Source organism: Agreia sp. (genome assembly GCF_964263775.1).
Taxonomy (GTDB): Bacteria; Actinomycetota; Actinomycetes; order Actinomycetales; family Microbacteriaceae; genus Agreia.
In genome coordinates this window covers 1-23280 of record NZ_CAXVWM010000194.1, presented here as the reverse complement: position 1 = coordinate 23280, position 23280 = coordinate 1, and the positions used below count along the sequence as shown (strand labels likewise).

Genomic DNA, 23280 nt, shown 5'->3' with positions numbered 1-23280 from the left:
CAGAGCGTGCATGACACCAAGAGATCTAGACATCGCCGAGCGATGAAATCGACATGCCCTGTGTTTCTCACCAGAACATGGGCCGGTCTTCGTCTTCTCCCGTCTCGAGGTCGAGGTCGACCCAGACCGGAACGTGGTCGCTCGGCGCATCGCCCTTGCGCTCGTTGCGGTCGATGCCGGCGTTCGAGACCGCATCGGCGAACGGCTTCGAGCCGAGAATGAAGTCGATGCGCATGCCCTCGTTGCGGGGAAAGCGCAGCTGCTTGTAGTCCCAGTACGTGTAGCCGGTGGGAACGCGTGGGCGCACCACGTCGGTGAGGCCCGCGTTCACGAAGTCGATGAACGCGGCCCGCTCGGGCGCCGACACGTGGGTCGACCCGTCGAAGGCGTGGATGTCCCACACGTCGGTGTCGAGGGGAGCCACGTTCCAGTCGCCCATCAGCGCGAGCGGCTGCTCGGGGTTCGCCGCGATCCAGGCCCGGGTGTCTGCAGAGAGGGCGGCGAGCCAGCGCAGCTTGTAGTCGTAGTGCGGGTTCTCGAGCTCTCGGCCGTTGGGTACATAGAGACTCCACAGGCGAACGTCGTTCACGGTCACGCCGAGGGCGCGCGCCTCGAGCGGCAGGGTTCCGTCGTCATTCTCCTTGCCGAAACCCGGCATGTTCTCGAAGTCTTTCGTGACCTCGGTCATCGGCAGCCGCGAAGCGAAGGCCACGCCGTTCCACTGGCTCAGGCCGTGCAGTTCGACGTCGTACCCGGCCGCCGTGAACTGCTCGAACGGAAACTGGTTCTCTTTGCACTTGATCTCTTGCATGGCGAGAACGTCGACGTCTTCGCGCACGAGCCAGTCGGCGACCCGGTCGACCCGGGCCCTGATGGAGTTCACGTTCCAGGTCGCAATGCGCATGCGCCCCAGTTTATTAGCCCGAACTCGGCTCCCCTACACTGGGGCGGTGACGAACGCGCGCCAGCAACTCATCGACTACATCTCCGCCGAGGCCGTCTTTCACGGCGACTTCACGCTCACGAGCGGCACGAAGGCGAGCTACTACGTCGATCTGCGCAAGGTGAGCCTGGACCACCGCGTCGCGCCGCTCATCGGCCAGGTCATGATCGACGTCATCAGAGACATCCCCGACGTGTTCGCCGTCGGCGGCCTCACCATGGGAGCCGACCCCGTCGCATCCGCGATTCTGCACCAGGGCGCAGCCCAGGGGCTGTCGTACGACGCGTTCGTCGTGCGAAAAGAGCCCAAAGACCACGGGCGCGGCAAGCAAGTCGAGGGCCCCGAGCTCGACGGCAGGCGCGTGATCGTGCTCGAAGACACGTCGACCACCGGCGGCTCGCCGCTGAAGGCCATCGAGGCGCTCGAGAAGGTGGGCGCGATCGTCGTGGGCGTCGCGGTCGTCGTCGACCGCAACACCGACGCGCGTGAACGCATCGAGAAGGCCGGTTACCCCTACTATTACGCGATCGGCCTGGCTGACCTCGGTCTCGAGTAGACGGTGACGCTCCCGGATGCCGCGGGCGCCGTGGGCGCTCGGCGCGCGACGCCGAGATGGCTGGTCTGGGTCGTCGTCGCACTCGCCGCCGTCTTCGTGCTGGTGCTCTTCTTCGTGCTGGGCCGGCACCTGCCGTGGTTCGACGAGTCGCGGGCGACTGGGCCGACATCCACGCCGACTGCCTCTTCGATGCCCACGGCCACCGCGTCGACGCCCGCGGTCGAATCGACGCCGACGCCCGACGCCGCCGCCGCGACCGGCCCGGCGGCCGCGGGGGATCACCCGTGGGCCGAGTTGCGCGGGGGCGAGTGCCTCGATCCGTTCGGATCGCCCTGGGACGAGGCGTTCACGGTCGTCGACTGCGCAGCTCCGCACGCTGCCCAGCTCATCTCGCGTGTGTCACTCGGTTCCGACCCGGCTGCGGCCTTTCCCGGCGAGGCTGCCATCACGGCACAATTGAACCTCGCGTGCACCGCGCCCACGGTGCTCGACTTCGCGGCGGCGGCGGCCTACCCCGATGTGCAGTGGCAGGCGAGCTACCCGGTCTCCGACGCCCAATGGGCCGCGGGGCAGCGTGAGTATTCGTGCTTCGTCACTCGATCGTCGGGGGAGAAGCTCACCGGTTCGATTCAGGCGCCGTTGCCGCAGGCGTAGCTCGTCGCGAGTGTGGATGCATGAAATTGCATGCAGATGTGGCGTTTCTGGGAAAGTGCCTATAGCCTTGCGTCGACGCAGCTAACTCGCAGCATCGCTACTTTCGTCGGTTCGACACTGATGATGATCCCCCTGCTCGCCTACTTCAGGAGAACAATGTCCCGCTCAATCCTTTCCCGCCTCGGCGCGGGTATCGTCGCAACGGCCCTCGTTGCCGGCGGCTCGCTTCTCGTGGCCGGTCCGGCCACCGCCGCAGAGCCCAACACCATCACGCTGGCGAACACCGCGTTCCAGTCCGGCGCGGGCTGGGGTGCAGGCATCCAGGTCACCGGCAATGACTTCCCGGCGACGACCGAGGTGACGATTTTCGCCGGCATCGACAACGGCAGTTCCGGCGAGACCTGGGGCGAGACGACTGTGACCACCGACGAGGCCGGGGCGTTCACCACCACCTTCGTTCCGGAAGCCGGACCGTACGATGTCGCCGAAGATGAGACGGCGTCTGTGGTTGCCAGCTACGAGGTCGAGGGCGGCGACGGAGAAGTGCCGTTCGTGCTCTCTAACGTGGTCGAACTGCAGATCGCGGCATTCGTGCCCGCAGCTCAGAACGTCACGGTCGACCCCGTCTGCCTGAGCGGCGACGCTGTTCGGGATCCCGGAGTGCTCGTGGGAGCCACCGGCTTCGGCCAGTTCGAAGAGGGCATCACCTACTCCGTCACCGACGCAGCGGGCAACGTCATCCCGGGCGACGACGACGAGCCGCTGACCGCTGACGAAACCGGCAGCTTCGAGCCCCAGTACCTTCAGCTGTTCTCGACCGCCGGCAACATCCCCGACGGCTCCTACACGATCACGTTCGTCGGATCCGTCACGACCGCCGGCGTCTTCGCCGTCGGACCGTGCGACGTTCCCGTCGTTCCCGCCGCTGTGTCGGCTGCCCCGCAGCTCGCCAACACCGGCTCCTCCGACGCGGGCATTCTCGTCGGCGGCTCCGCTCTTCTGCTGCTCGTCGGTGCCACCCTCGTGGTCGCCCGTCGTCGCCAGAACGCCGCTGCGTAGCACGAATTCATCCGGCGTAGCCGGAACCCGAAGGGCCGAGACGAGAGTCTCGGCCCTTCGTCGTTGCCGCGACGTTCAGCGGAGCGGGCGTGTCGACCCCGGCTTCTCACGGCGCTCGACATCGCTACCCTCGGGTAATGACCAATTCTGCGAAGACCGCTGCCCGAACGGCCAAGAACAGTCGAGCCCTCGAGATTCTTGCCCGCACCGGCTTCGCCGTGCTCGGACTCCTCCATATCCTCATCGGGGCCATCGCCATCAGCCTCGTCGGCGGGTCGGGGGAGTCGGCCGACCAGTCGGGTGCTCTGCGCGAACTGTCGTCTAAGCCGGGTGGCATCGTCGTGATCTGGATCGTGGTCGTCGGCCTGTTGGCCTTGGTGCTCTGGCAGATCGTGCAGGTGTTTCTTCTCGACGAGCCCGATCCGAAGAAGAAGTGGGGTCGGCGCGTCTCCGAACTCGGCAAGGGTGTCGCCTACGGGGCCGTCGGGGTGACCGCGGCGACGTTCGCGCTCGGCGGCTCGTCGAGTTCGTCGAACACGAGCCAGAGTTTCAGCGCGAAACTCCTCGCGAGCCCTGGCGGGGTCATTCTGCTGGTGATCGTGGGGCTCGTCGTTGCGGGCATCGGCGTGGCCTTCGTTGTTCAGGGTGTACTCACGAAGTTCGAGAAGCTCCTGCTCATTCCGGCGGGAACCACGGGAACCGTCGTGCGCGTTCTCGGCGTCGTGGGCTACGTCGCGAAAGGCGTCGCGCTCTTCGTCGTGGGGGTGCTGTTCGTGGTCGCGGCCGTGACAGCCGACCCGGAGAAGGCATCCGGACTCGACGGAGCACTGAAGTCGCTCGTCGACCTGCCATTCGGAAAGGTGATTCTGGTGGCCGTGGGCGTCGGCCTCATCGCCTACGGGCTCTTCTGCGCGGCGAGGGCTCGCTGGGCGAGGCTCTAGCCCGCCAGTAGCACCCGCTGCGGGCAATAGGTGCCGGCGCACGGGGGAGAACTGCCCGCAGCGGGTGCTACTGGTCAGCGCACGCAGGGCAGGCCCGCCTCGATCAGGATCCGGCGGAGTTGGCGCCGGCCGTTGACGTCGCCGGGCCCCCAACGGCTGACCCCGTAATGCTCGGCCCGCAGGTGGTCTTCGCGAATCTTCTCCTCGACGACTGCGTCGCCTGGCGACATGCGACCGAGATACTCGGGCTTGACGTATTTGCCCTTTCCGTCGAACTCTCCGATGCGCTGGAACTCCGGCCACTCGAAGTCGACGTAGTAGTAGCCGCCGCGCGGATTGACGTGACGGACCTGAAGTTCGGGCGCTGGGAATCCAAGCTCGGCTATGACGATGCGGCTGTGCGTCTCACCCGCGTTGTCCGCTCCCGGACGGCTGAATTCCACGGCGCGACGAGCACGGCTGTGGCCGCGCACGGAGTCGAGCGAACCCACGCTCGCGAGCAGGTCCGATTTCACCAGCGGCACGAAAGCCGTCGACCGTCTGTCGTGCAGTGCGAAATCGAGGGCAGTGACCGCGGTGACGAAAGGACTGACGCGCGCGAGGTCGAGAAGTGTGCGCATCGGACTCGTCACGAGAATGCCGCCGACTTCGACCACGTCTTTGTCGGAGAGCTGCTCTTTGTGCACGGTCACCCCGTTCTTGGAATTCGCGCCGGAGTCGGGAGGGACAATCAGGTGCACAGTGGTCGGCATCGAGGGGCGGATCGGCATCCCCCAGAAAACGGCCGCCGAAAGATGGCCGATGATCGGTCGGATGCGCCGGGTCTCTACGACGGCATGAATCTGGGCGACGTGCCGGGCCCGAGGGGTCAGCGACGTCACCCGCTCGGTCTCGGCATAGACCCCTCGGTGCAACCTCGTCGCGGTGCCAGACCGATGCTCCCGTCTCACCTGACGAGCCTCGCTGGGGGTGATCACGGGGCTGGACATGAGGATGAGCCCAGTGCGGGCGTCTCGGAGATGTTCGTGCATGCGAACAGGATGCCGCGCGGCCGGCGCCCCGACGGAGAACATAGTGAATCTGGGGACTGTCTCTGGCGAGCCTCGCTGGGGGTGGAACAGTCTCATACCGTCCAGCAGGTGCCGCTGCGGGCAGGAGGCGCTGGCGCACCGGGGACAACTGACCGCAGCGGGTGCTGCTGGTCAGAGGCGACCAGATACGCGGGCGTCAAATCACGTCGGACTCGAGGGGCTCCGTGCGGAGGAGGTCGCGCACTCCCGAGAGAATCTCGTCGGGGCGGAACGGGTACTTCTCGATCTCGGCTTGGTCGCTTATGCCCGTGAGCACCAGGATGGTATGCAACCCCGCCTCGATGCCCGCGACCACGTCGGTGTCCATGCGGTCGCCGATCATGCCCGTGTTCTCGGAGTGCGCGCCGATGCGGTTGAGTGCCGATCTGAACATCATGGGGTTCGGCTTGCCCACGACATAGGGCTCCATGCCCGTGGCCTTGGTGATCAGCGCGGCGACCGCCCCGGTGGCGGGCATCGGGCCCTCGGCGCTCGGCCCCGTCGCATCCGGATTCGTGACGATGAACCGTGCGCCCGCCGAGATCAGCCGGATCGCCCGGGTGATCGCCTCGAACGAATAGTTTCGCGTCTCGCCGACGACCACGTAGTCGGGCTTCGTATCGGTCATGATGAAGCCCGCCTCGTGCAGCGCGGTGGTGATGCCGGCCTCGCCGATCACAAAGGCGCTGCCGCCCGGCATCTGCGATTTGAGAAAACTGGCCGTGGCGAGCGCCGAGGTCCAGATCGCCTCTTCGGGCACTTCGAGTCCGGATGCGCGCAGCCGAGCACTGAGGTCGCGCGGCGTGTAGATGGAGTTGTTCGTGAGCACCAGGTAGGGCTTGCCCTCGTCGCGCCACTGCTGCAGCAGCTCCGCCGCACCCGGAAGCGCCCTGTTCTCATGAACGAGAACGCCATCCATGTCGGTGAGCCAGCATTCGATCTCATCGCGTCGAGCCATGGGAGAGTCCTTTCGTCGCCTGCCTCTCCCAGCCTAGCGGCGGTTGCCGAGCAGGCCTCAGGCCGGTGCCGAGATCCAGATCGACGAGCCGCCGGATGCCGAAACCGGCACGAGCGCGGCCGTGTCGGCATCCGCGCCCGGTGCGCCGGCGACGCGCACGACGAACCCGGCGTCGTCATGCCTCGACACCACAGAGATCATCGTCGAGGGGCGGATGCCCGCCGCGGCGAGCGACAGGAGCAGCGACGGATCGCGGTCGCTGATGCGCACAACGGCGCCCGACGTTCCCACGGCCGCGCTCGACAGCAGCAGCGCCGACGACTCGTCGACGGTGCCGGCGGCCGAGGGGATCGGGTCGCCATGGGGGTCACTTCTCGGATGCCCGAGGCGTGAATCGATGGCGTCGAGAAGTCGCTCGCTGATGGAGTGCTCGAGCACCTCGGCCTCGTCGTGCACCTCGTGCCAGTCATAGCCCATCTCGTCGACCAGCCAGGTCTCGATGATCCGGTGCCGCCGAATGACACCGCGGGCTCGCGCGACGCCCTCGGCCGTGAGGGTGAGCGGCTTGTAGGGCGCATAGTTCACGAGGCCCGCCGCGCTGAGCTTCTTGGCCATCTCGGTCACAGAAGAAGGCGCGACTCCCATGCTCGAGGCCAGCACCGACGGGGTGACCGGGTCGGATTGCCATTCGGTGTGCTGGTAGATCGTCTTGAGGTAGTCCTCTGCCGCCGAGTCGGCGTTCGGCTGGGTTCGTCGTGCGGCCGGCTCGGGGATGCTCATGATCGCTCCAGCCTAGGGTCAGGCCCCCGTGAAGATGAGCACGAGCAGCGTCACGTTGAGCGTGACGAGCAGCACCGAGGCGAGAATGCCCGCGACGGTGGTGTGCCAGCGGTTGGTGAACTCGCCGAGCAGCGCCGTGCGCGACGTGAGCCAGACGAGCGGAATGAGCGCGAACGGAATTCCGAACGAGAGCACCACCTGGCTGAGCACGAGCGACCAGGTGGGATCGAGCCCGACTCCCAGAACGACGAGCGCCGGAATGAGGGTGACGAGCCGGCGCCAGACGATCGGGATGCGCACCGTGAGCAGGCCGTGCATGATCTCGGCCCCCGCGTAGGCGCCGACCGAGGTCGATGCGAGGCCGGATGCCAGCAGCCCGACCGCGAACAGGGTCGCGACGACGCCGCCCATGGCCTGGCCGATTGCGGCGTGCGCGCCCCCGAGCGTGTCGGTGCCGGCGACCCCCTGCAACGATGTGGCCGCGAGCAGCAGGATGGCGAGGTTCACGGTTCCCGCGATGGCGAGGGCGATCGACACGTCCCAGCGGGTGGCCGAGAGGAGGCGCTTCGTCGTGTGCCCGATTGCACGCACGGCGAAGCGGTCGCGGGTGAGGGCCGAATGCGCGTAGATGGCGTGCGGCATGATCGTGGCGCCCAGAATGGATGCGGCGAGCAGCACCGACGACGGTCCCTCGAACCGGGGCACGAGGCCGCCGACGACGGAGGCCGCGTCGGGCGGGTTGATCACGACGCCGGCCGCGAATCCCACCGCGATGATCACGAGCAGCGAGATGATGACGCGCTCGAACGTCTTCTGCCGCCCCGATCCCTGAAGGATGAGCACCAGCATCGAGACCGTGCCGGTGATCACGCCGCCGACGAGCAGGGGCAGCTCGAACAGCAGCGAGAGGGCGATGGCCCCTCCGATGATCTCGGCGAGGTCTGTCGCCATGGCCACGAGCTCGGCCTGCACCCAGAAGAGTCGACGGCCCCAGGACGAGCCGATCCGTTCTCCGAGCAGCTCGGGAAGGCTCTTGCCGGTCACGATTCCGAGCTTCGCCGACAGGTACTGGATGAGCCAGGCCATCACGTTGCCGAGCACCACGACCCAGACGAGCAAGAATCCGAACGCGGCACCCGCGGTCATGTTGCTGGCGACGTTGCCCGGATCGAGGTAGGCGACGCCGGCGACGAGCGCGGGCCCGAGCAGCCAGACGAGGTGGGAGCCCCGGGGTGCGCGGGGCGTCGTCACCGGCGCCGTGGATTCGAGCATGACGCCACTGTAGCGAATATTTAGGCGCGCCTAAAAGAGCCGCGCCCTGCGACAGGCTCAGGGAACGGGCGGAGCGGTTCCGGTAGCCTCGAAGCTGCTTGCATCTGGAAGCCCTGTGGTGCTCACGAGCGGCCCGGCGTTCCTCCTCGGTCAAGTAGGAACCCTCCAAAATCGTGACCGAGTAGCCAAACTCCTGAATGATCTCTCGGGCACGCTGAACGGTCTTCTTCGCCATGCCAAGCTCGACCGCGATCGTCGCGTGAGCGGTCGTCACACCGCGCCCCGTGGCGACGTCGGCCGACAGCCAATCGCGGCGAGCCACCCTCAACACAGTGTCAGGAGCTACGCTCACGCGCCTCCAGATCTCGTCACCCTCAGGACTCGCCAACGCATCCGTCAGAGCATCGAACCACGCCGCTCCAGACGTCTACGCGGGCACCACGGCGTAAGCACGAGGAGCAGGATCGGGAGCCCGCGAGCGGACACGCGCCCTGGTCGACGCGTCAGTGTCTCCCACATCGTGGGCGACACGAGGCGTCGAATCTTCTTCAACTAGCTGCGGAGCAGCGTCTAACTGCAGCACCCGAGACGCCCGCGTGAGCCGCGAGTGCGTCAAGTCGGGCTTCTGACTCACCTTCCGGATGTGGGGGCCTCCAGCTATCCCTGTCCTGATCTGCCCCTGTGACATACATTTGGTACGTGAGCATGACTAGGAGAACAGTCGGTATCGGAGCCTTGCTTTTGTCCCTCGTCCTGACGTCGTGCAGCTCAACGGAGAGCAGAGGGATGAATGGTTTTCCTTCCGGCGTTTCCCACGCGGAACGTCCCAGCTTGGCGTTGGAAGGATCGCCCTTGGTCACAATTTCCAAAACTCACGACAGTGTGTGGGTCACACTATTCTCCAGTTCGAGTTGCCGCCCTCAAGAATACGAAACCAACGTTCAAAGCCTGAGGTTTCACTACCAGATAGACACCAGCGGCTCTTGTACGGCCGACGTAGTTCCCACCACATTTGAGTACCAAACCGACGACTGGGACGCACTCCCGGACGAGGCGAACGTCACCGTCTCGTCGGGCAAGGCAGACCAAGAATTTACCGTCAACCCTAGGTATTAGATTCCTCATGTTTGAAAAGTTGTTGCCAGGTCAGCAGCGACCCACTCATACTTCTAACCATCTCGCCAACTCTCGAATCCCATACTGGATCCATTCAGGCGAGTCAAACACGGGGGAGTCTTAACTATGCGTCATAAGTCATTGATTTTCGTCACAGCCGCTGCCTTGCTGCTGGCCGCACCTGCTGCTCAGGGGGCGGTCGCGCAAGACATACCGCCGGAATCTTTCCCCACACAACAGGCCCCGAATTCTGATCTTCCGGCAGGCACTGATCTCCTTACAGACGTCCCGGACGAGTGGAAGGATCCCGTTCCTGTGGCAGTCAAGGAGGCGGTTACTCAACTTCAGCTCGGCGATCTAGACGCGAGTATTAACACCTACGAGTGGAATGAAAAAGCTTCGTCCCTCGACCTTTACGTCTTCGGGGACGACACGGCCGTCCGTCAGGAGTTGACATCCGGCCTTTCCAGTCAAAAATTTACAATTTTCCCGGCAGTGAATTCCAAGACTGAAATTCAAGACGCCATTCGGACGCTTGTAGGAGAGTCTGGCAATTTGCCGAACGGAGATCTCGTAGCGTATGCCGAACCGGCAAAAGACGGGAGCTCTATCAACCTGGTGGTAGAACCCGGATCTGGCCAAGGTTTGAAAGCAAAGACCGACGGACTCAAGTCCAGCATCCCGCTCACAATCGAAACCGGCGAGCGTCCAGAAACTGCCACAAGGGGCAGCAATACTGGCCCCATCGTTTCAGGCGCGATTATGAACGGCCAGGGCTACCTCTGTACGACAGGTTTCCCCGTCATAAGTGGCGCGACCTACGGCAACCTAACCGCCGACCACTGCGGAGGAACCATTGGGCAGCCTTGGTACTACGGTGTCGCTCAGTCGACGCTAGTGGGAAACACGACGGGCCAAGCCGCTGGGGGGACTGACTTTGAGATTTTCAGCGGCACGTCAGCGTCGAACGTCACCGCGTATTCATACATCGCTGGTTATCAGAACAGTTCATCAGTTGCCCCGATAAAGGGGTACTACGGAGCACCCATCGGAAGCAGCGTTTGTTACAACGGGTCACGTTCGGGGATCGTCTGCAACAACACGGTTACAAACATTGGTGTCACAGTTTGTTATGCCGCATTGCAGTGCTACTACAACCTGTCGCTTACCCACCAGACAAGCGGAACGCCTGCCCTCGGACAGGGTGACAGTGGCGGACCGGTGATTGAGGTTCGTACGGGAGGGTATGTATGGGGTACGGGAATTATTAGCGGTATCTCTAACGGAAACACCACCTGCACTGGTGACGCTGGGGGGCGCCTCTGTAGCGCTGACGGCATCTTTGCGCCACTGTACGCCTTTGCAAATAACAATCCGTCGTGGTCGTTTTTGATAGTTCCCTAGCAGCTAGACCATATCCGTCGATCTAGTGGCCTCTGCCGGCCGGAGATCGACGGATATGCCACATAGGTGGCTCGTGAGCTCGCGACAACACGGCACAGGTGTCCGGGCCAAAGAGAGCCTGAAAGCCGTGGACAACTTTCGGGCGACGCCGACTGACAATCGTTTCTATAATCCAAGTTATGCCGTGAGGAAGATGAAAGACCGACGGCTCCGCTAGCCTGTGGTCATGCTCGATGAGCCGGTTCCCGCCCCGCAGAATCCGTCTGTCGAACTCACGACCAACGGAGTGGGCCCCTGGCAGGGCGAGTTGCCGGGCGACGATTTCTACGATGCCGAGTTGCTCGCCAGAGGCGACTCGCGCAACGTGATCGACCGTTACCGTTATTGGCGCATGGACGCGATCGTCGCCGATCTCGACCTCACCCGGCATCCGTTTCACGTGGCCATCGAGAACTGGCAGCACGACCTCAACATCGGCTCGATCGTGCGCAGCGCAAACGCGTTCGGCGCCGACACCGTGCACATCATCGGTAGGCGGCGGTGGAACAAGCGCGGCGCCATGGTCACCGACCGCTACCAGCACGTGCTGCACCACCCCGATGTCGAGACCTTCGTGGCGTGGGCGGCGGATGCGGGACTGCCGGTGATCGCGATCGACAACGTGCCGGGCAGCGTTCTCATCGAGACTTTCGCCCTGCCCGCCGAGTGCGTGCTGCTCTTCGGCCAGGAGGGCCCCGGCCTCTCGGCGCCCGCGCTCGAGGCGGCCGACGCCATCGTCGAGATCAGCCAGTTCGGCTCCACCCGCTCGATCAATGCGTCGGCCGCGGCGGCCGTCGCCATGCACGCGTGGATTCTGCAGCACATCGACTTCGCAGCGTCGACGCCGGATACGCTGAACACGTGACCTCTCGTGGCGCGAGAACCGGGGTGGCGATCGCCATCGTCGCGCTCAGCCTGCCCATCGTGGCGCTCGGTGTGGTCTTCACGGGGCTGATCAGCATCCCCCTTCCCGCCTCCGAGCCGGCCACGAGTTCCGGCTCCGATGCGAACGCACCCATCGACAACCCGCTGCGTGGCGAGACGTTCTACGCCGACCCCGAGTCGCTCGCGGCGCAGGCCGCGGCCGCATCCGCCGCTGCAGCCGCTGATTCGGCTGCGACGGGCGTTCTCGACAGGCTCGCGGCCACCCCGACGGCCATCTGGCTCACACCCGAGAAGTACCCGAGCGCCACAGTGGCCGCCACGGTCAGCGCGACCCTCGACGCGGCCGACGCATCCCGTTCGACCCCGGTCTTCGTCGTCTACGGCGTGCCGAACCGCGACTGCGGAAGCCTGTCGGCCGGCGGTCTCTCTGCGACCGAATACCCGCTCTGGGTCGCCGAGATCGCGGGCGCGTTCGCCGCGCGTTCGGCCGTCGTCATCCTCGAACCCGATGCCCTGGCGCTCGCCACGCAGTGCGGCAACGTCGACGAACGCGTCTCCGAGGTCGCGGCGGCCGTCGACGCCTTCGTGTCGACGCGGGCGATCGTCTACCTCGACGGCGGGCACTCCACGTGGTTGCCCGCGGCACAGATGGCCGGGCTCTTGAACCGCGCCGGCATCGCCGAGACCCGCGGGTTCGCGACGAACGTCTCGAATTACAACTCCACCGTCACCGAGCGCGCGTACGGCGAGAAGCTCTCGTCACTCACGGGCGACTCGCACTATGTGATCGACATCGGGCGAAACGGAAGGGGCTCGAACGGCGCGTGGTGCAACCCCTCGGGACGCGCGCTCGGCGACGCGCCGAGCGTCGTCATCGATGCCGGCCACCTCGACGCCCAGCTGTGGATCAAGCCGCCGGGAGAGAGTGACGGCACGTGCAACGGCGGCCCGGCCGCGGGAACCTGGTGGCCCGGAAGGGCGCTCGAGCTGGCCGACAATGCCGGCTGGTGATCGCACTCTTTGGTAGGGTGCACCGTACCGTTCGGGTTGGGGATCACTGTGGGCTACGAGGCGCAAGACAGACGGATGGCCGTCATCATCGAAGACGATGCAGATATTCGGCACCTGCTCGAAAGCGTGCTCACGCAGGCCGGATTCGACGTGATCGCCACGAGCAACGGCCACGACGGCATCCAGGCCGTGCGCGCCTACGAACCGATCGTGACCACCCTCGACGTGAGCATGCCCGGCATGGACGGTTTCGAGGTGGCGAAGCGCCTGCGCACGTTCAGCCAGACCTATCTCGTGATGCTCACGGCGCGCGACGAGGAGATCGACACCCTGCAGGGGCTCGAGGCCGGCGCCGACGACTATTTGACCAAACCCTTCCGCCCGCGCGAGTTGCGCGCTCGCATCGAGGCACTGCTTCGCCGACCGCGCATGATGTCGGCAGGCGAGCCCGCGGCTGCTGCTGCAATGGCTACCCCCGCCCCTACGACGACCGCGCCGCCCGCCCCGGCCGCGGCTCCGCTCGCCCCTGCTGCGGCTCCGCCGCCGGGCACCCGCACGGGTGCGCACGCGGCCCCGGGCGCTCCGGATGCCGCATCGACGGTCGATAGACAGGCCGCGCAGGACACCGGCGAGGGATGGATCGAGCACAACGGCCTGCGGCTCAATCGCGAGATGCGGCTGGCCTCTCTCGACGGCAGAGACCTCGAGCTGACCCGCACGGAGTTCGACCTGCTCGTGGCCGTCGTCGAATCGAAGCGTCGGGTTCGCACCAAGGCCGACCTTGCACTGCTTCTGCGGGGCGAGAGCTACGTGACGGCCTACTACGTGACCGAGGCCGACAAGCGTGCCGTCGAGGTGCATATGGGCAACCTGCGCAAGAAGCTCGGCGACAGTCTCACGACGCCGCGCTGGCTCGAGACCGTGCGTGGTGTCGGGTACCGGCTCGCCGCGTCAGACGAGTAGCTCGCCCGACCGATCAGACGTTCGAGGTGCGCCCGAATCGCTCGTCGAGTTCGGCGCAGGTCTCCTGTCCGACCCGGTCGAGCCGGTCGAGATGACGGGCGCACTCCGCGAGATTCTGGCGGTCGAGCGAGCTCAGCATCAGCGCTGCGGCCGCCTCGATGACCTGAGCGCCGATCATCGTGCTCGACGCCCTGATGCTGAGAAGCGCGACGTGTGTCTGGTCTGCGTCGCGCTTGGCGAGGGCGTTCGTCAGCCTCTGCACACGGGTCTCCCACAGGCTGACGAAATCGTGGATGAAGCGTGTACCCGCCCCGTCGTCCCGCCCCACAGACGAGAGCAGGCCGCGAAGGGTGTTCTCGTCGAGCAGGCGGCTCATACCTTGTAGCCGTGGTGACGCTTGACCAGCTTGGCGAACATGGTGAGGGTCTGCAGCACGGTGATGACACCGAGCACGGGCCAGCCGATCCAGAGGATGGTCGACTGGGCGACGATGGGCAGCTGCATCCAGATGACGACCAGGGCGACGACGATGCCGGCGGCGACGAGCAACGGGGTGAGGTAGGCGTTGCCCGAGCCGCGCTCGGCCTTGGCCTGCTCGGCCCAGTTGTCGACCTGCTTGTTGCTGGCGAACTTCGACCAGGCGCGAACGAAGTGGCCGATGCGAACCCACATGTAGAGCTCGGCGGGAAAGAGGGCCAGCGCGAAGAACGTGTCTTTCCAGCTGCGGTTCTTCATGGAGTAGGCGGTGCGCCAGTTCAGCGCCATCGCCACGACCGGCGGAATCAACCACACGGGGCTGAAGACGAAGGCGCCGATCGAGAGTGACGCGATGAGCAGCACGAAGAACAGGCCGCGGGTGACGATGTTGGTGACCATCGACAGGTTCTCGAGCCAGCGCAGCCGCAGATTCGGGTGCAGGGGCTGGCCCTTGGTGTCGCCGCGCTGCCCCGGCCACATGAGCTCGATGGCGCCGAAGTTCCATTTGACCTGCTGGGCGTCGAGTCCCCGCAAAGACGTCATGCCACCGACGTTGGCGCGGGCGCGGGCCGAGATCTTGGTGAGGTAGCCGGCGCTCTTGATCTGCAGCGAGAGCAGTGAGTCTTCGACCTCGGAGTCTTTGACCCACGGCGTGGCCTGGTGGCTGTCTGCCATGACCTCGCGCAGCGCCTTGATCGAGAAGATCGAGAACTGGCCGCCGAGAACGGCCATGTTGCGGCCGCGCAGCATGTTCTGCATGTTGAACGCGGCGAACTGTGCGCGCTGGCCCGAGATGAGGAATTTGGCCATCGTGCCCGTGATGGGCGCCTCGTCGATCGAGTAGATCGCCGAGATGCCGCCGATGCGGGTGTCGGAGGCGATCTCGGCCTCGAGCGATTCGACGGCCGTGGCATCGGCGGTCGTGTCGCCGTCGACGCCCAGCAGGTAGTCGCAGCCCTCGACGAGCGAGTACCCGTAGTTGAGGGCACCCACCTTCTTGTCGGGGTTCTCGCCGATGTCGTGCACGAAGATCTCTGTCTCCTGCGTCACTCCGTTGTCGGTGCGGCTGTGCGGCCCGGCGTAGCGGCTCGCGATCTCGACGGTCTTGTCGGTCGAGTTGTTCACGATGACGTGGATGACGTCGGGCAGGCGGGTCTGCGCGAGAAGCGACTCGAGGACATCCGCGATCGAGTCGGCCTCGTTGTAGGCGGGAACGATGCAGCCGACCATCGGGCGATAATTCGGCAGGGCACCGACGATGTCGATGAACTCGGTCGCGTAGGCGGCGAGGGCGGGGTCGACAGTCGGCTGGGGCATCACGTAGCGGTTCGTCTCGGTCATGAATGCAACTGTGCCGCACCAGAATCAGGGTTTCGGCAAGCCGATGACAAGGTCTCCACAAGATATGCTCAAGATTCGCGCACCCGCTTCGAGGTGTGACGGCGACGACCTCGGGGGAGTGGCGCATGATTCGCACAGGCTGCACGAAGGCGGCTGCGACCGTCGCTCTCGGATCGGCCCTCATACTGGCCCTGAGCGGATGCGGCACGGCACCCTGGGCGACCGGCACGACATCCGCCGCCACGACGACGAAGACGCCGACCCCCAAGGCCACGATCACCTCGATCGTGAACGAACTCGCCACGGGCTCGGCCCAGCATCAGCTTCAGGCCGGCGACGCCGCCCTCACCGCCAACTACTGGTCGAACCTGAGCATGGATCAGTGGACGGCGGATGCGAACAAGCCCATCAGCTTCTCGTTGATCGCAGCCCTCGGCACCGACCAAGGACAGGGCGTCTATCTCTCCCGCGTCAGCCTCGTAGTCGCCGTGACCGGCCCCGCGGGCTCGCTCGACGCTCCCGCTCCGCTGAGCGACCAGTCGACGGTCGCCCCGGGATACGACATCAAGTCGCCCTACAGCTACAGTCAGACCTTCATTCTCCCGGCCATCGACCCGGCGGCCACGAGCGTGACCCTGTCGTTCACCTACGAACTGCTCATCCAGACCACGCCGACCTCGGGCACGTACGCCAAGCAGACGGCGAGCGACCAGGTCACGATCGCGATCGCGCAGTAGCCGAGCCCGCACCCGAGCCTCGCGCCGAGCCTATGAACCGGTGCTCAGCTCGATATGGTTGCCGCCGGCAGCTTTGGCCATGTCGATCGAGTCGGCGACGGCGGCGGTCAATGCTTCGAGCGAGTAACCGAGGTCGACGGTGCCGGCGACTCCGAGGCTCGCCGTCAGCCTGATCTTCTGGGTGTCGGGCAGTGGGGCGTCGACCAGGGCCACTTGGATGCGTTCGGCGACGGCCAGCGCCTCGGTCGCGTTGGTGACGGGCACCAGAACGAAGAACCGCCCGGCCGAAGGATGCCCGATGGCGGCCATCACGGGCACGGTCGTGCGGAGAGTCTCAGCGAATGCCGAGATCGCGGCGTCGCCCGCCGCGCGTCCGAACGCCGTGTTGACCTCGGGAAGTCGGTCGACATCCGCCCCGATCAGGGCCATGCCGACGGCGGCGGCCTCGGCACGCTCGAGGTGGTCTTCAGCGGTCTGAACGAATGACTCGGCCGACAGCACGCCGGCCCGCGACAGGATGCCCACGCTGATATCTCCGACGGCGCTGTCGCCGCCCCGCTCGGCGCGCAGCACCGAGACGGTGATGGCCGCGCTGATGATCAGAGCCATCGTGATCACGGCGGCGATTCCCGGGTTGAAGTAGCTCGTGAACGCGCGGCTCTCCGGCCCAGAGACGAGAAAGACGGCGGTGCGGGCGAGCATGAAGAAGGCCACGATCCACAGCACGGTTCCGAGCGAGCGCCCGTTGACGTTGCGCCGAAGCCGGCCACGCTGCAGCTCGATGCCACCCAGCACGCTCAGTGCCACGAGTCCGAGCCACAGCACGGGTGCGCCGGCCCATGTTCCCGCGGCGGGGGTCTGCAGAATGGTGGCCGCTGCGACCACGACCGCGACGACGCCCACGATCCAGAGCAGCGACGAGCGGTGATTGTGCAGCCGCGCCCCGCACCACAGGGCGCCGATGGCGGCGGTGTACGCCACATTTCCGACCAGCAGGCCCCACCAGGCGCCGGCAACCAGCGCCTCGACGCCATAGCCCGCCGCCACGATGATGCCACCGATGAAACCGAGGCTCCACATGCGACCGGTGGCGTCGTTTCGAGTGAACGAGGTGTTGAGAATGAACGAGACCCCGCAGAGAACGACCGCGAGGCTGGACATGGTCATCAGGGTGACGACGTCGAGGGTCATGGGGTCGCCTTCGCTGGGGATGTCGGTCCGGCCGCGGGCCGGCGTTCTCTCATCGGAACGGTCATGATCGCCGTCGTTCCATTGTTGCGTGACGACTCGAGGCGCAGATCGCCGCCGTGCCGGTGCACGATGTCGCGGCTGATGCTGAGGCCGAGGCCGGAGCCGTGCACGGCCGAATTGCGCACCGAATCGGCCCGGTAGAACCGGTCGAACAGGTGAGCCTGCTCCGCATCCGACATGCCGCGGCCCGTGTCGTGCACGCGCAACTCGGCGACACCGTCGGCCACTGCGCGCAGCGTCACATCGATGCGACCGTACGCCACGTTGTACTTCACGGCGTTCGACAGGATGTTGTCGATGACCTGGCGCAGCCGAAACGCGTCGGCGTCGAACTCCAGGGGTTCGAGCTCGGGCTCGGTGAACGTGATGTGGTTGATGGATGCGACGGGCGTGATCGACTCGATCCCGTCACGCACGATCCGGGCCAGGTCGCAGGGCGCGAAGACCATCAGCAGGGTCTGCGGGGAATCGCTCGCCGCCGCGAGCAGGTCGGCCACGATGCCCAGCATGCGATCGGCGTTGCGGGCGGTGATCTCGAGCATCGACCGGGTGCTCGCGGGTAGGTCTTCGTCGAGCGCCAATTCTGTGTAGCCGACGATCGATGTGAGCGGAGTGCGCAGCTCGTGCGACACGGAGGCGACGAGGTCGTCGCGGGCCTTGACCGCCTTGAGCTCGGCGGTGATATCGCGGAACACGATGACGCCGCCGTCGTAGTGGCCGTGCTCGTCGATCACCGGTCGTGCCGAGGTGAGGATCGCTGCCTGCGTTTCGTCGGGATCCCCGAACCAGACGGTCTCGCGATCGATCATCTCACCACGCAGGGCGCGCTCGAGCGGCCTGTCGTTCTCTTCGTAGGGGGTCGTCCTGTCTTCGCGATAGACGACCGAGGGAACGACCGATCCATCGCCGACGCCGAACGGCGCGACCATCTCACGCTGGGCGCGGTTGACCAGGTTGATCCGGCTGGAGCCGTCGAATCCGACGACGCCGAAGTCGACGGCGTCGAAGAGTCCGTCGAGTGTCTGCTTCTGCCGCCTCGAACTCTGCAGCGCCCGCTCGAAGAGATCTGCCTGCTGTTGCAGCAGCGACCTCTGGGCTGCCGCCCGCCGTGTCGTGGAGTAGACCGTGGTGGCGACGAAGCAGAGCACGATGGGAACGACACCGAGTCGAGGCAGTATCGCCGGATCGATCGTGTGCGTACCGTCGCGCAAGAACTCGCCTCCCCAGGTGAGGATGGCGGGCAGCACCACCGATGTCGCGGCTCCCCAGAAACCGAAGTGCATCGACATCCAGATCGCGGGGAACACGAAGAGAAAGCTGGCGCCGAGCTGGGGCTGCTCCTGCCTGATGAGGGCGATCGCGATGATGTCGAGAACCGGCAGCGACACGATCCACAGCTTGTCGACACGGCTCCAGGGCACAGCCGCAGCGAGCCCGGTGACGGTGAAGACGACGACGACCCCGGTGAAGAACAAGGGCGAAGCCAGGGATGTCGGATCGATGACGAACGAGATCGTCGCAAGCACCAGCATGGCCCCGGCGAGAAGCAGCTGCGAGAGGAAGACTGAGCGCTCGACGGCAGGGCGGACGATCGCCTCGCTGCCCCCCGACACGGCTACCACCCTCGTAGCGTAGCAACCGGTTGGCGGTGCGAATACTCAGCCCGAACTCACGGACTGGCAGCGTAGGGTCGGGCACATGCGTACACACTGGGCGGCGGCCCTCGTCGGAGTGCTCTCCGCCCTCGTCGTGCTTGCCACGGCCGAGGTCGTCGCCGTCTTCGTCTCGGCCTCCTCCTCGCCCTTCTTCGCTGTCGGTCAGCTGGCGATCGACCTCGCGCCGGCCTGGCTCAAGGAGTCGATGATCGCCCTCTTCGGAACGGGCGACAAGGTCGCGCTCTTCGTGATCCTCGGCATCGTCGTTCTTGTGTTCGCGGCGCTCGCGGGCATGATCGAGCGGCGTCGTCCACCCCTGGGCGTGGCCGTTCTCGTGCTGTTCTCGGCGATCGCGGTCGTCGCGGTGCAGACCCGGCCGGAGGCCAGTGCCCTGTGGGCGTTCCCGACCGTGCTCGGAATGGTCGCCGGTGTGCTTGCGCTGCGTTCGGGCATCCGGCGCCTGGGCGCCTGGCGCGACGTGCCGGCCGCCGCGCAGACGGCACTGCGTCGGCGGCAGTTTCTGACCTTCGCCGGGGTCACCGGGGCGACTGCGCTCATCGTGGCCATCGGCGCCCGCGCGATGAACGCCAGCACGTCGGCGGTCACCGCCATCCGACGGGCCATCGCCCTGCCCGCGCCGGCCACGGCGGCCCCCGCCATGTCGGCCGGAACGAGCCTCGACATCGAGGGGATCACCTCGCTGATCACCCCGAACGAGCAGTTCTACCGCATCGACGTGGCCCTGCAGGTTCCTCAGATCGACCCCGACGGGTGGCAGCTGAAGATCACCGGGCTCGTCGATACGGAGGTCACGATCGGTTACGCCGAGCTGCTCGCCCTGCCGCTCACCGAGCACGTCGCCACGATCTCGTGCGTCTCGAACGAGGTCGGCGGCGGGCTCATCGGCAACGCCACCTGGCTGGGCTATCCGATCCGCGAACTGGTCGCCAAGGCCGGGCCGCAGGCGGGTGCCGACATGGTGCTCTCGTCGGGGCCAGACGGCTTCACCGCCGGCACACCGCTCGACGCGCTCACTGATCCCGACAGGCAGGCGCTCCTCGCCGTGGGCATGAACGGCGAGCCGCTGCCCACGGAGCACGGTTTTCCGGCCCGGATGATCGTGCCCGGCCTGTTCGGCTACGTGTCGGCCACGAAATGGGTCACCGAGATGAAGGTCACGCGTTTCGCCGACGCCGAGGGGTACTGGACCCCGCGGGGCTGGGACGCCCTGGGGCCCGCGGTGACCGAGTCGAGAATCGACGTTCCGCTGAACGGCCAGACCGTCGCATCCCAAACCGTCGCGATCGCGGGCGTCGCCTGGTCGCCGCACACCGGGGTCGCGGGTGTCGAGGTGCGCATCGACGACGGCGCCTGGCAGCGGGCCACGCTCGCCGCTCCGATCTCTGACGACACCTGGGTGCAGTGGGTGCTGCAGTGGTCGGCCTCGGCCGGGGCGCACACGATCGCGGTGCGGGCCACCGACAAGTCGGGCTACACGCAGACGCAGCAGGAGGCGCCGCCCGCGCCGAGCGGCGCCACCGGCTGGGACACGATCCGGGTGACAGTCGAGGGCTGACGCGCGGCCGGTGTTCGTGCCCGAATACCTCCATTACGTCACGGGTGACGGCGCACAATGGATGCATTCGGGCACGGTCACCACGCACACCTCGCCATTGGCGGGACTTCTTGCTGGTGTGGACACCTCGCGCCGATCAGCCGATCAGCGAGGGGCGCAGGTCGCGCAGCGTGCGCGTTCGGGTCATGCGGCGGGCGCCCAGCCACGAGAGTGCGAGCGCGCCCACGAGGAACGCCAGCAGCACGGCTACGTCGCCCCATGCCAGCGCCAGGTTGCCGCCGTACATGAGTTGCCGGATGCCGTCGACCGCGTATCCCATCGGCAGCGCGTGGTGAAGCGCGGCGAGCGGGCCGGGGAGCGTCTGCCAGGGAAACGTTCCGCCGGCGGTCACGAGCTGCAGCACCATCAGCACCAGGCCGAGGAACTGACCCACGCTGCCCAGCCAGATATTCAGCGCCAGAATGATCGCGGCATAGGTCACCGAGGTCACGATCATGAAGCCGAGCATGCCGAGGGGGTTGGCCACGGAGTAGCCGAGCGCGAGGGTCACGATTGCGAACACGGCGATCATCTGGATGGCGCCCAGGATGCCGGGGGTCATCAGCCCGGCCGCGGTCACCCGCACGGGCTTGCGCAGAGCGGTCACGGCTCGCTTCGAGAGCGGCTTGATGATCAAGAACAGCGCGTAGATGCCGATCCAGGCCGCGAGGCTGATGAAGAACGGCGCCATTCCGGCCCCGTAGGTGCTCGCCTTGGTGACCGCGTTCGTGTCGATGGACGCCGGGTTCGAGATGATCGAGGCGCTCTTCTCGCGCTGCTCTGCCGTCTCGATGGGCAGCTTGCCGAGCCCGTCGGTGAGACCGGATGCGAGTTGGTGCGCCCCGTCGTCGAGTTTCAGGATGCCGGTCTGCAGCTCGGCGGCCCCGGAAGCGAGGGCGGGCGTGCCCGCCGCGAGCTCGGAGCTTCCGTCGGCCAGCTGCTGGGCGCCTCCGGCGAGGGTGGATGCGCCGATCGAGGCGTCGGAGATGCCTCCGGCCAGCGTCGGCGCTGAGGCGGCGAGCGTCGCGGTTCCGTCGGCGACCTGCTGGCTGCCTGCGGCGAGGGCGGCGAGCTGCCCGTTGAGGGTCTGGATCCGTGTGTTCGCGTCGGTGACCTGTCGGCCCACCGGATCGAGTGTGGCCAGGATCTCGTCGGCCTGAGCCTGCGTGATCGTCTTGTTGTCGACCAGGGTCGTGAGCAGGGCGATGATGTCGGTTCTCGCCTGCGGCACCTGTGCCGCGAGAGTGTTCGCGTCGGCCGCCGCGGTCGCGCCCTGCTTGGCGAGTTCCGCGTTTCCCGCCGCGACGTCTTGCGCGCCCGTGTTGAGCGCGGCAGTGTCCGCCGGCAGAGTCGACGTGGCGTCGGCGAGCTGCTGCAGCCCGGAGTCGAGGTCGGAGGCGCCCGAGTTGACCTGAGAAGCCCCGGTCGAGAGCTGCTGTGCACCGTCGTTCACGGTCGCCGCGCCCGCGCTGAGGATCGCCGCGCCGTTCGCCGCCGTGGCCGTGCCCTCGGCCAGCTGATTCGCGCCGTCGATGGCCGTCTCGAGGCTGGTGCCCACGTCGGCGAAACCGTCGAGAAACTGCAGCGCCGCCTCTTTTCCGACCTTCTCGGCGATCGAGGAGCGCACCTTCTCGGCGACGTTTCCGGCGATCGTGGTGGCCAAGAAGCTGTTCGTGTCGTTCGTCGTCAGTTCGACCGACGCACGCTTCGGGCTGGTCGTGATCGGCGAGGTGAGGTCGGCCGAGAAGTCTGTGCCGAGTGTGAGCACGAAGTCGAACGTGCCGTCGCTGACGCCTTTCTTCGCTTCGGCGGCGGACGCCTCGATCCACTTGACACTGTTGTCTCTCAGCAGCTCGTCGCGCACCTCGTCTCCGTAGTTTACGGTCGAAGTGGCTCCGTCGGAGTCGGTCTGCGTGGCGCCGGTGTCTTCGACGACCAGGCCCACGGGCACGTCCTTGAGGTTGCCGTAGGGGTCGTTGTTGCCCCACAGGTAGAGCCCGGCGTAGATGACGGGAACGCACATCAGCGCGATGAGCGCCACGATACCCATCTTCGATGAGGTGAGTCGGCGCAGTTCAGTGCGCACGAGCGTGACGATGATCATTTCGTGTCTTCTTCTTCTGCTTCTTCGGTTTCTTCGAGCAGCGCCACTTCGTCGAGCAGCGCAACTGACGCGGCCCCTGCGATCACGAGCACGGCGTAGCCGCGGTCGGCCAGAGATTCGGCGATCGGGTACCACTCGAGCGGATCGCCGCCGTGCCGGTCGGGCGAGGTGAGCACGAGAGCGTCGACATCCGTTCGCAGAGCGGCGAGTTCGGCGAGAACGCGCAGCCGCACGGTCACGGGCACCTGCTCGATGGGGGTGCGCGCGAACTCGAGCGCGCCGAGTGTCTCGAGGGTCTCGCGAACGGCTTTCGACGACGTGGGCAGCTCGGCGAACATCAGCTCCTCCTGCACGATGCTGTCGAGCCGCAGGCCGGCGGCGGGCTCCGAGATGTCGGGCGCGTCGACCACCGCCACGGATGCGCGCAGCTCGTCGCCGCCCACGGCCGG

The 23280-nt window shown here is 66.3% G+C and carries 20 protein-coding genes and 1 pseudogene; 10 read left to right on the top strand and 11 right to left on the bottom strand.

Annotated features, from left to right (window positions below; translation table 11 throughout):
- Positions 1–67: 67 nt before the first annotated feature.
- Entirely contained in the window at positions 68–904 is an 837-nt protein-coding gene (locus ACE5CZ_RS13960) for an exodeoxyribonuclease III (protein ID WP_374947940.1), read from the bottom strand.
- Positions 905–950: 46 nt separating this feature from the next.
- Here ACE5CZ_RS13960 and pyrE point away from each other — a divergent pair, with 46 nt between their 5' ends.
- The 4 genes from pyrE to ACE5CZ_RS13940 all read left to right on the top strand — a co-directional run bounded on the left by pyrE (position 951) and on the right by ACE5CZ_RS13940 (position 4153).
- Positions 951–1499, top strand: coding sequence for an orotate phosphoribosyltransferase (pyrE, locus tag ACE5CZ_RS13955; protein WP_374947939.1), 549 nt, complete (start codon positions 951–953; stop codon positions 1497–1499).
- A gap of 3 nt (positions 1500–1502) precedes the next feature.
- Entirely contained in the window at positions 1503–2153 is a 651-nt protein-coding gene (locus ACE5CZ_RS13950; RefSeq protein WP_374947938.1) for a septum formation family protein, read from the top strand.
- A 156-nt stretch (positions 2154–2309) separates the two neighbouring features.
- The gene (locus ACE5CZ_RS13945; RefSeq protein ID WP_374947937.1) at positions 2310–3212 is read left to right on the top strand and encodes an LPXTG cell wall anchor domain-containing protein; all 903 of its coding nucleotides are present in this window, start codon (positions 2310–2312) and stop codon (positions 3210–3212) included.
- 137 nt (positions 3213–3349) lie between these two features.
- Positions 3350–4153 carry a DUF1206 domain-containing protein gene (locus ACE5CZ_RS13940; RefSeq protein WP_374947936.1) on the top strand — a complete coding sequence of 268 codons (804 nt, stop codon included), beginning with the start codon at positions 3350–3352 and terminating at the stop codon, positions 4151–4153.
- A gap of 74 nt (positions 4154–4227) precedes the next feature.
- Here ACE5CZ_RS13940 and ACE5CZ_RS13935 read toward each other — a convergent pair whose 3' ends face one another.
- From ACE5CZ_RS13935 to ACE5CZ_RS13920, 4 genes are all read right to left on the bottom strand, one after another.
- Positions 4228–5184 (bottom strand): hypothetical protein, encoded by a 957-nt coding sequence (locus ACE5CZ_RS13935; RefSeq protein WP_374947935.1) that lies wholly within the window; start codon positions 5182–5184, stop codon positions 4228–4230.
- A 196-nt stretch (positions 5185–5380) separates the two neighbouring features.
- Positions 5381–6181, bottom strand: coding sequence for an HAD-IIA family hydrolase (locus ACE5CZ_RS13930; RefSeq protein WP_374947934.1), 801 nt, complete (start codon positions 6179–6181; stop codon positions 5381–5383).
- Between the two features lie 57 nt (positions 6182–6238).
- Positions 6239–6961, bottom strand: coding sequence for a metal-dependent transcriptional regulator (locus tag ACE5CZ_RS13925; RefSeq protein WP_374947933.1), 723 nt, complete (start codon positions 6959–6961; stop codon positions 6239–6241).
- 18 nt (positions 6962–6979) lie between these two features.
- Positions 6980–8233, bottom strand: coding sequence for an Nramp family divalent metal transporter (locus ACE5CZ_RS13920; RefSeq protein WP_374947932.1), 1254 nt, complete (start codon positions 8231–8233; stop codon positions 6980–6982).
- Between the two features lie 1242 nt (positions 8234–9475).
- On the opposite strand from ACE5CZ_RS13920, the gene ACE5CZ_RS13915 reads away from it, so the two are divergent.
- From ACE5CZ_RS13915 to ACE5CZ_RS13900, 4 genes are all read left to right on the top strand, one after another.
- Positions 9476–10753, top strand: a complete 1278-nt coding sequence (locus ACE5CZ_RS13915; protein ID WP_374947931.1) for a hypothetical protein — start codon at positions 9476–9478, stop codon at positions 10751–10753.
- A 226-nt stretch (positions 10754–10979) separates the two neighbouring features.
- The gene (locus ACE5CZ_RS13910; RefSeq protein WP_374947930.1) at positions 10980–11657 is read left to right on the top strand and encodes a TrmH family RNA methyltransferase; all 678 of its coding nucleotides are present in this window, start codon (positions 10980–10982) and stop codon (positions 11655–11657) included.
- Positions 11654–12688 carry a glycoside hydrolase family 6 protein gene (locus tag ACE5CZ_RS13905; RefSeq protein WP_374947929.1) on the top strand — a complete coding sequence of 345 codons (1035 nt, stop codon included), beginning with the start codon at positions 11654–11656 and terminating at the stop codon, positions 12686–12688. Before ACE5CZ_RS13910 ends, ACE5CZ_RS13905 begins: the two co-directional genes overlap by 4 nt.
- A gap of 36 nt (positions 12689–12724) precedes the next feature.
- Positions 12725–13651 (top strand): response regulator transcription factor, encoded by a 927-nt coding sequence (locus tag ACE5CZ_RS13900; RefSeq protein ID WP_374947928.1) that lies wholly within the window; start codon positions 12725–12727, stop codon positions 13649–13651.
- Positions 13652–13664: 13 nt separating this feature from the next.
- Here the strand turns inward: ACE5CZ_RS13900 and ACE5CZ_RS13895 are convergent, their stop codons facing one another.
- Together ACE5CZ_RS13895 and ACE5CZ_RS13890 are read right to left on the bottom strand one after the other, a co-directional pair.
- Complete coding sequence (locus ACE5CZ_RS13895) at positions 13665–14027, bottom strand: hypothetical protein (RefSeq protein ID WP_374947927.1); 363 nt, start codon at positions 14025–14027, stop codon at positions 13665–13667.
- Entirely contained in the window at positions 14024–15469 is a 1446-nt protein-coding gene (locus ACE5CZ_RS13890; RefSeq protein ID WP_374947926.1) for a glycosyltransferase, read from the bottom strand. The genes ACE5CZ_RS13895 and ACE5CZ_RS13890 overlap by 4 nt, the downstream gene beginning before the upstream one ends.
- Positions 15470–15594: 125 nt before the next feature.
- Between ACE5CZ_RS13890 and ACE5CZ_RS13885 the strand changes: the two genes are divergently transcribed.
- Positions 15595–16206, top strand: a complete 612-nt coding sequence (locus ACE5CZ_RS13885; RefSeq protein ID WP_374947925.1) for a hypothetical protein — start codon at positions 15595–15597, stop codon at positions 16204–16206.
- 30 nt (positions 16207–16236) lie between these two features.
- On the opposite strand, the gene ACE5CZ_RS13880 is transcribed toward ACE5CZ_RS13885, so the two are convergent.
- Complete coding sequence (locus tag ACE5CZ_RS13880; protein WP_374947924.1) at positions 16237–17397, bottom strand: GGDEF domain-containing protein; 1161 nt, start codon at positions 17395–17397, stop codon at positions 16237–16239.
- On the bottom strand, positions 17394–19079 hold the full coding sequence (locus tag ACE5CZ_RS13875) for a sensor histidine kinase (protein ID WP_374947923.1): 1686 nt from the start codon (positions 19077–19079) through the stop codon (positions 17394–17396). The genes ACE5CZ_RS13880 and ACE5CZ_RS13875 overlap by 4 nt, the downstream gene beginning before the upstream one ends.
- Positions 19080–19155: 76 nt before the next feature.
- Between ACE5CZ_RS13875 and ACE5CZ_RS13870 the strand changes: the two genes are divergently transcribed.
- Entirely contained in the window at positions 19156–20688 is a 1533-nt protein-coding gene (locus tag ACE5CZ_RS13870; protein WP_374947922.1) for a molybdopterin-dependent oxidoreductase, read from the top strand.
- 136 nt (positions 20689–20824) lie between these two features.
- Here ACE5CZ_RS13870 and ACE5CZ_RS13865 read toward each other — a convergent pair whose 3' ends face one another.
- Together ACE5CZ_RS13865 and ACE5CZ_RS13860 are read right to left on the bottom strand one after the other, a co-directional pair.
- Positions 20825–22831 (bottom strand): YhgE/Pip family protein, encoded by a 2007-nt coding sequence (locus ACE5CZ_RS13865; RefSeq protein ID WP_374947921.1) that lies wholly within the window; start codon positions 22829–22831, stop codon positions 20825–20827.
- Positions 22828–23280: pseudogene (locus ACE5CZ_RS13860) on the bottom strand (hypothetical protein); the annotation flags it as partial. The gene ACE5CZ_RS13865 and the pseudogene ACE5CZ_RS13860, both read right to left, overlap by 4 nt.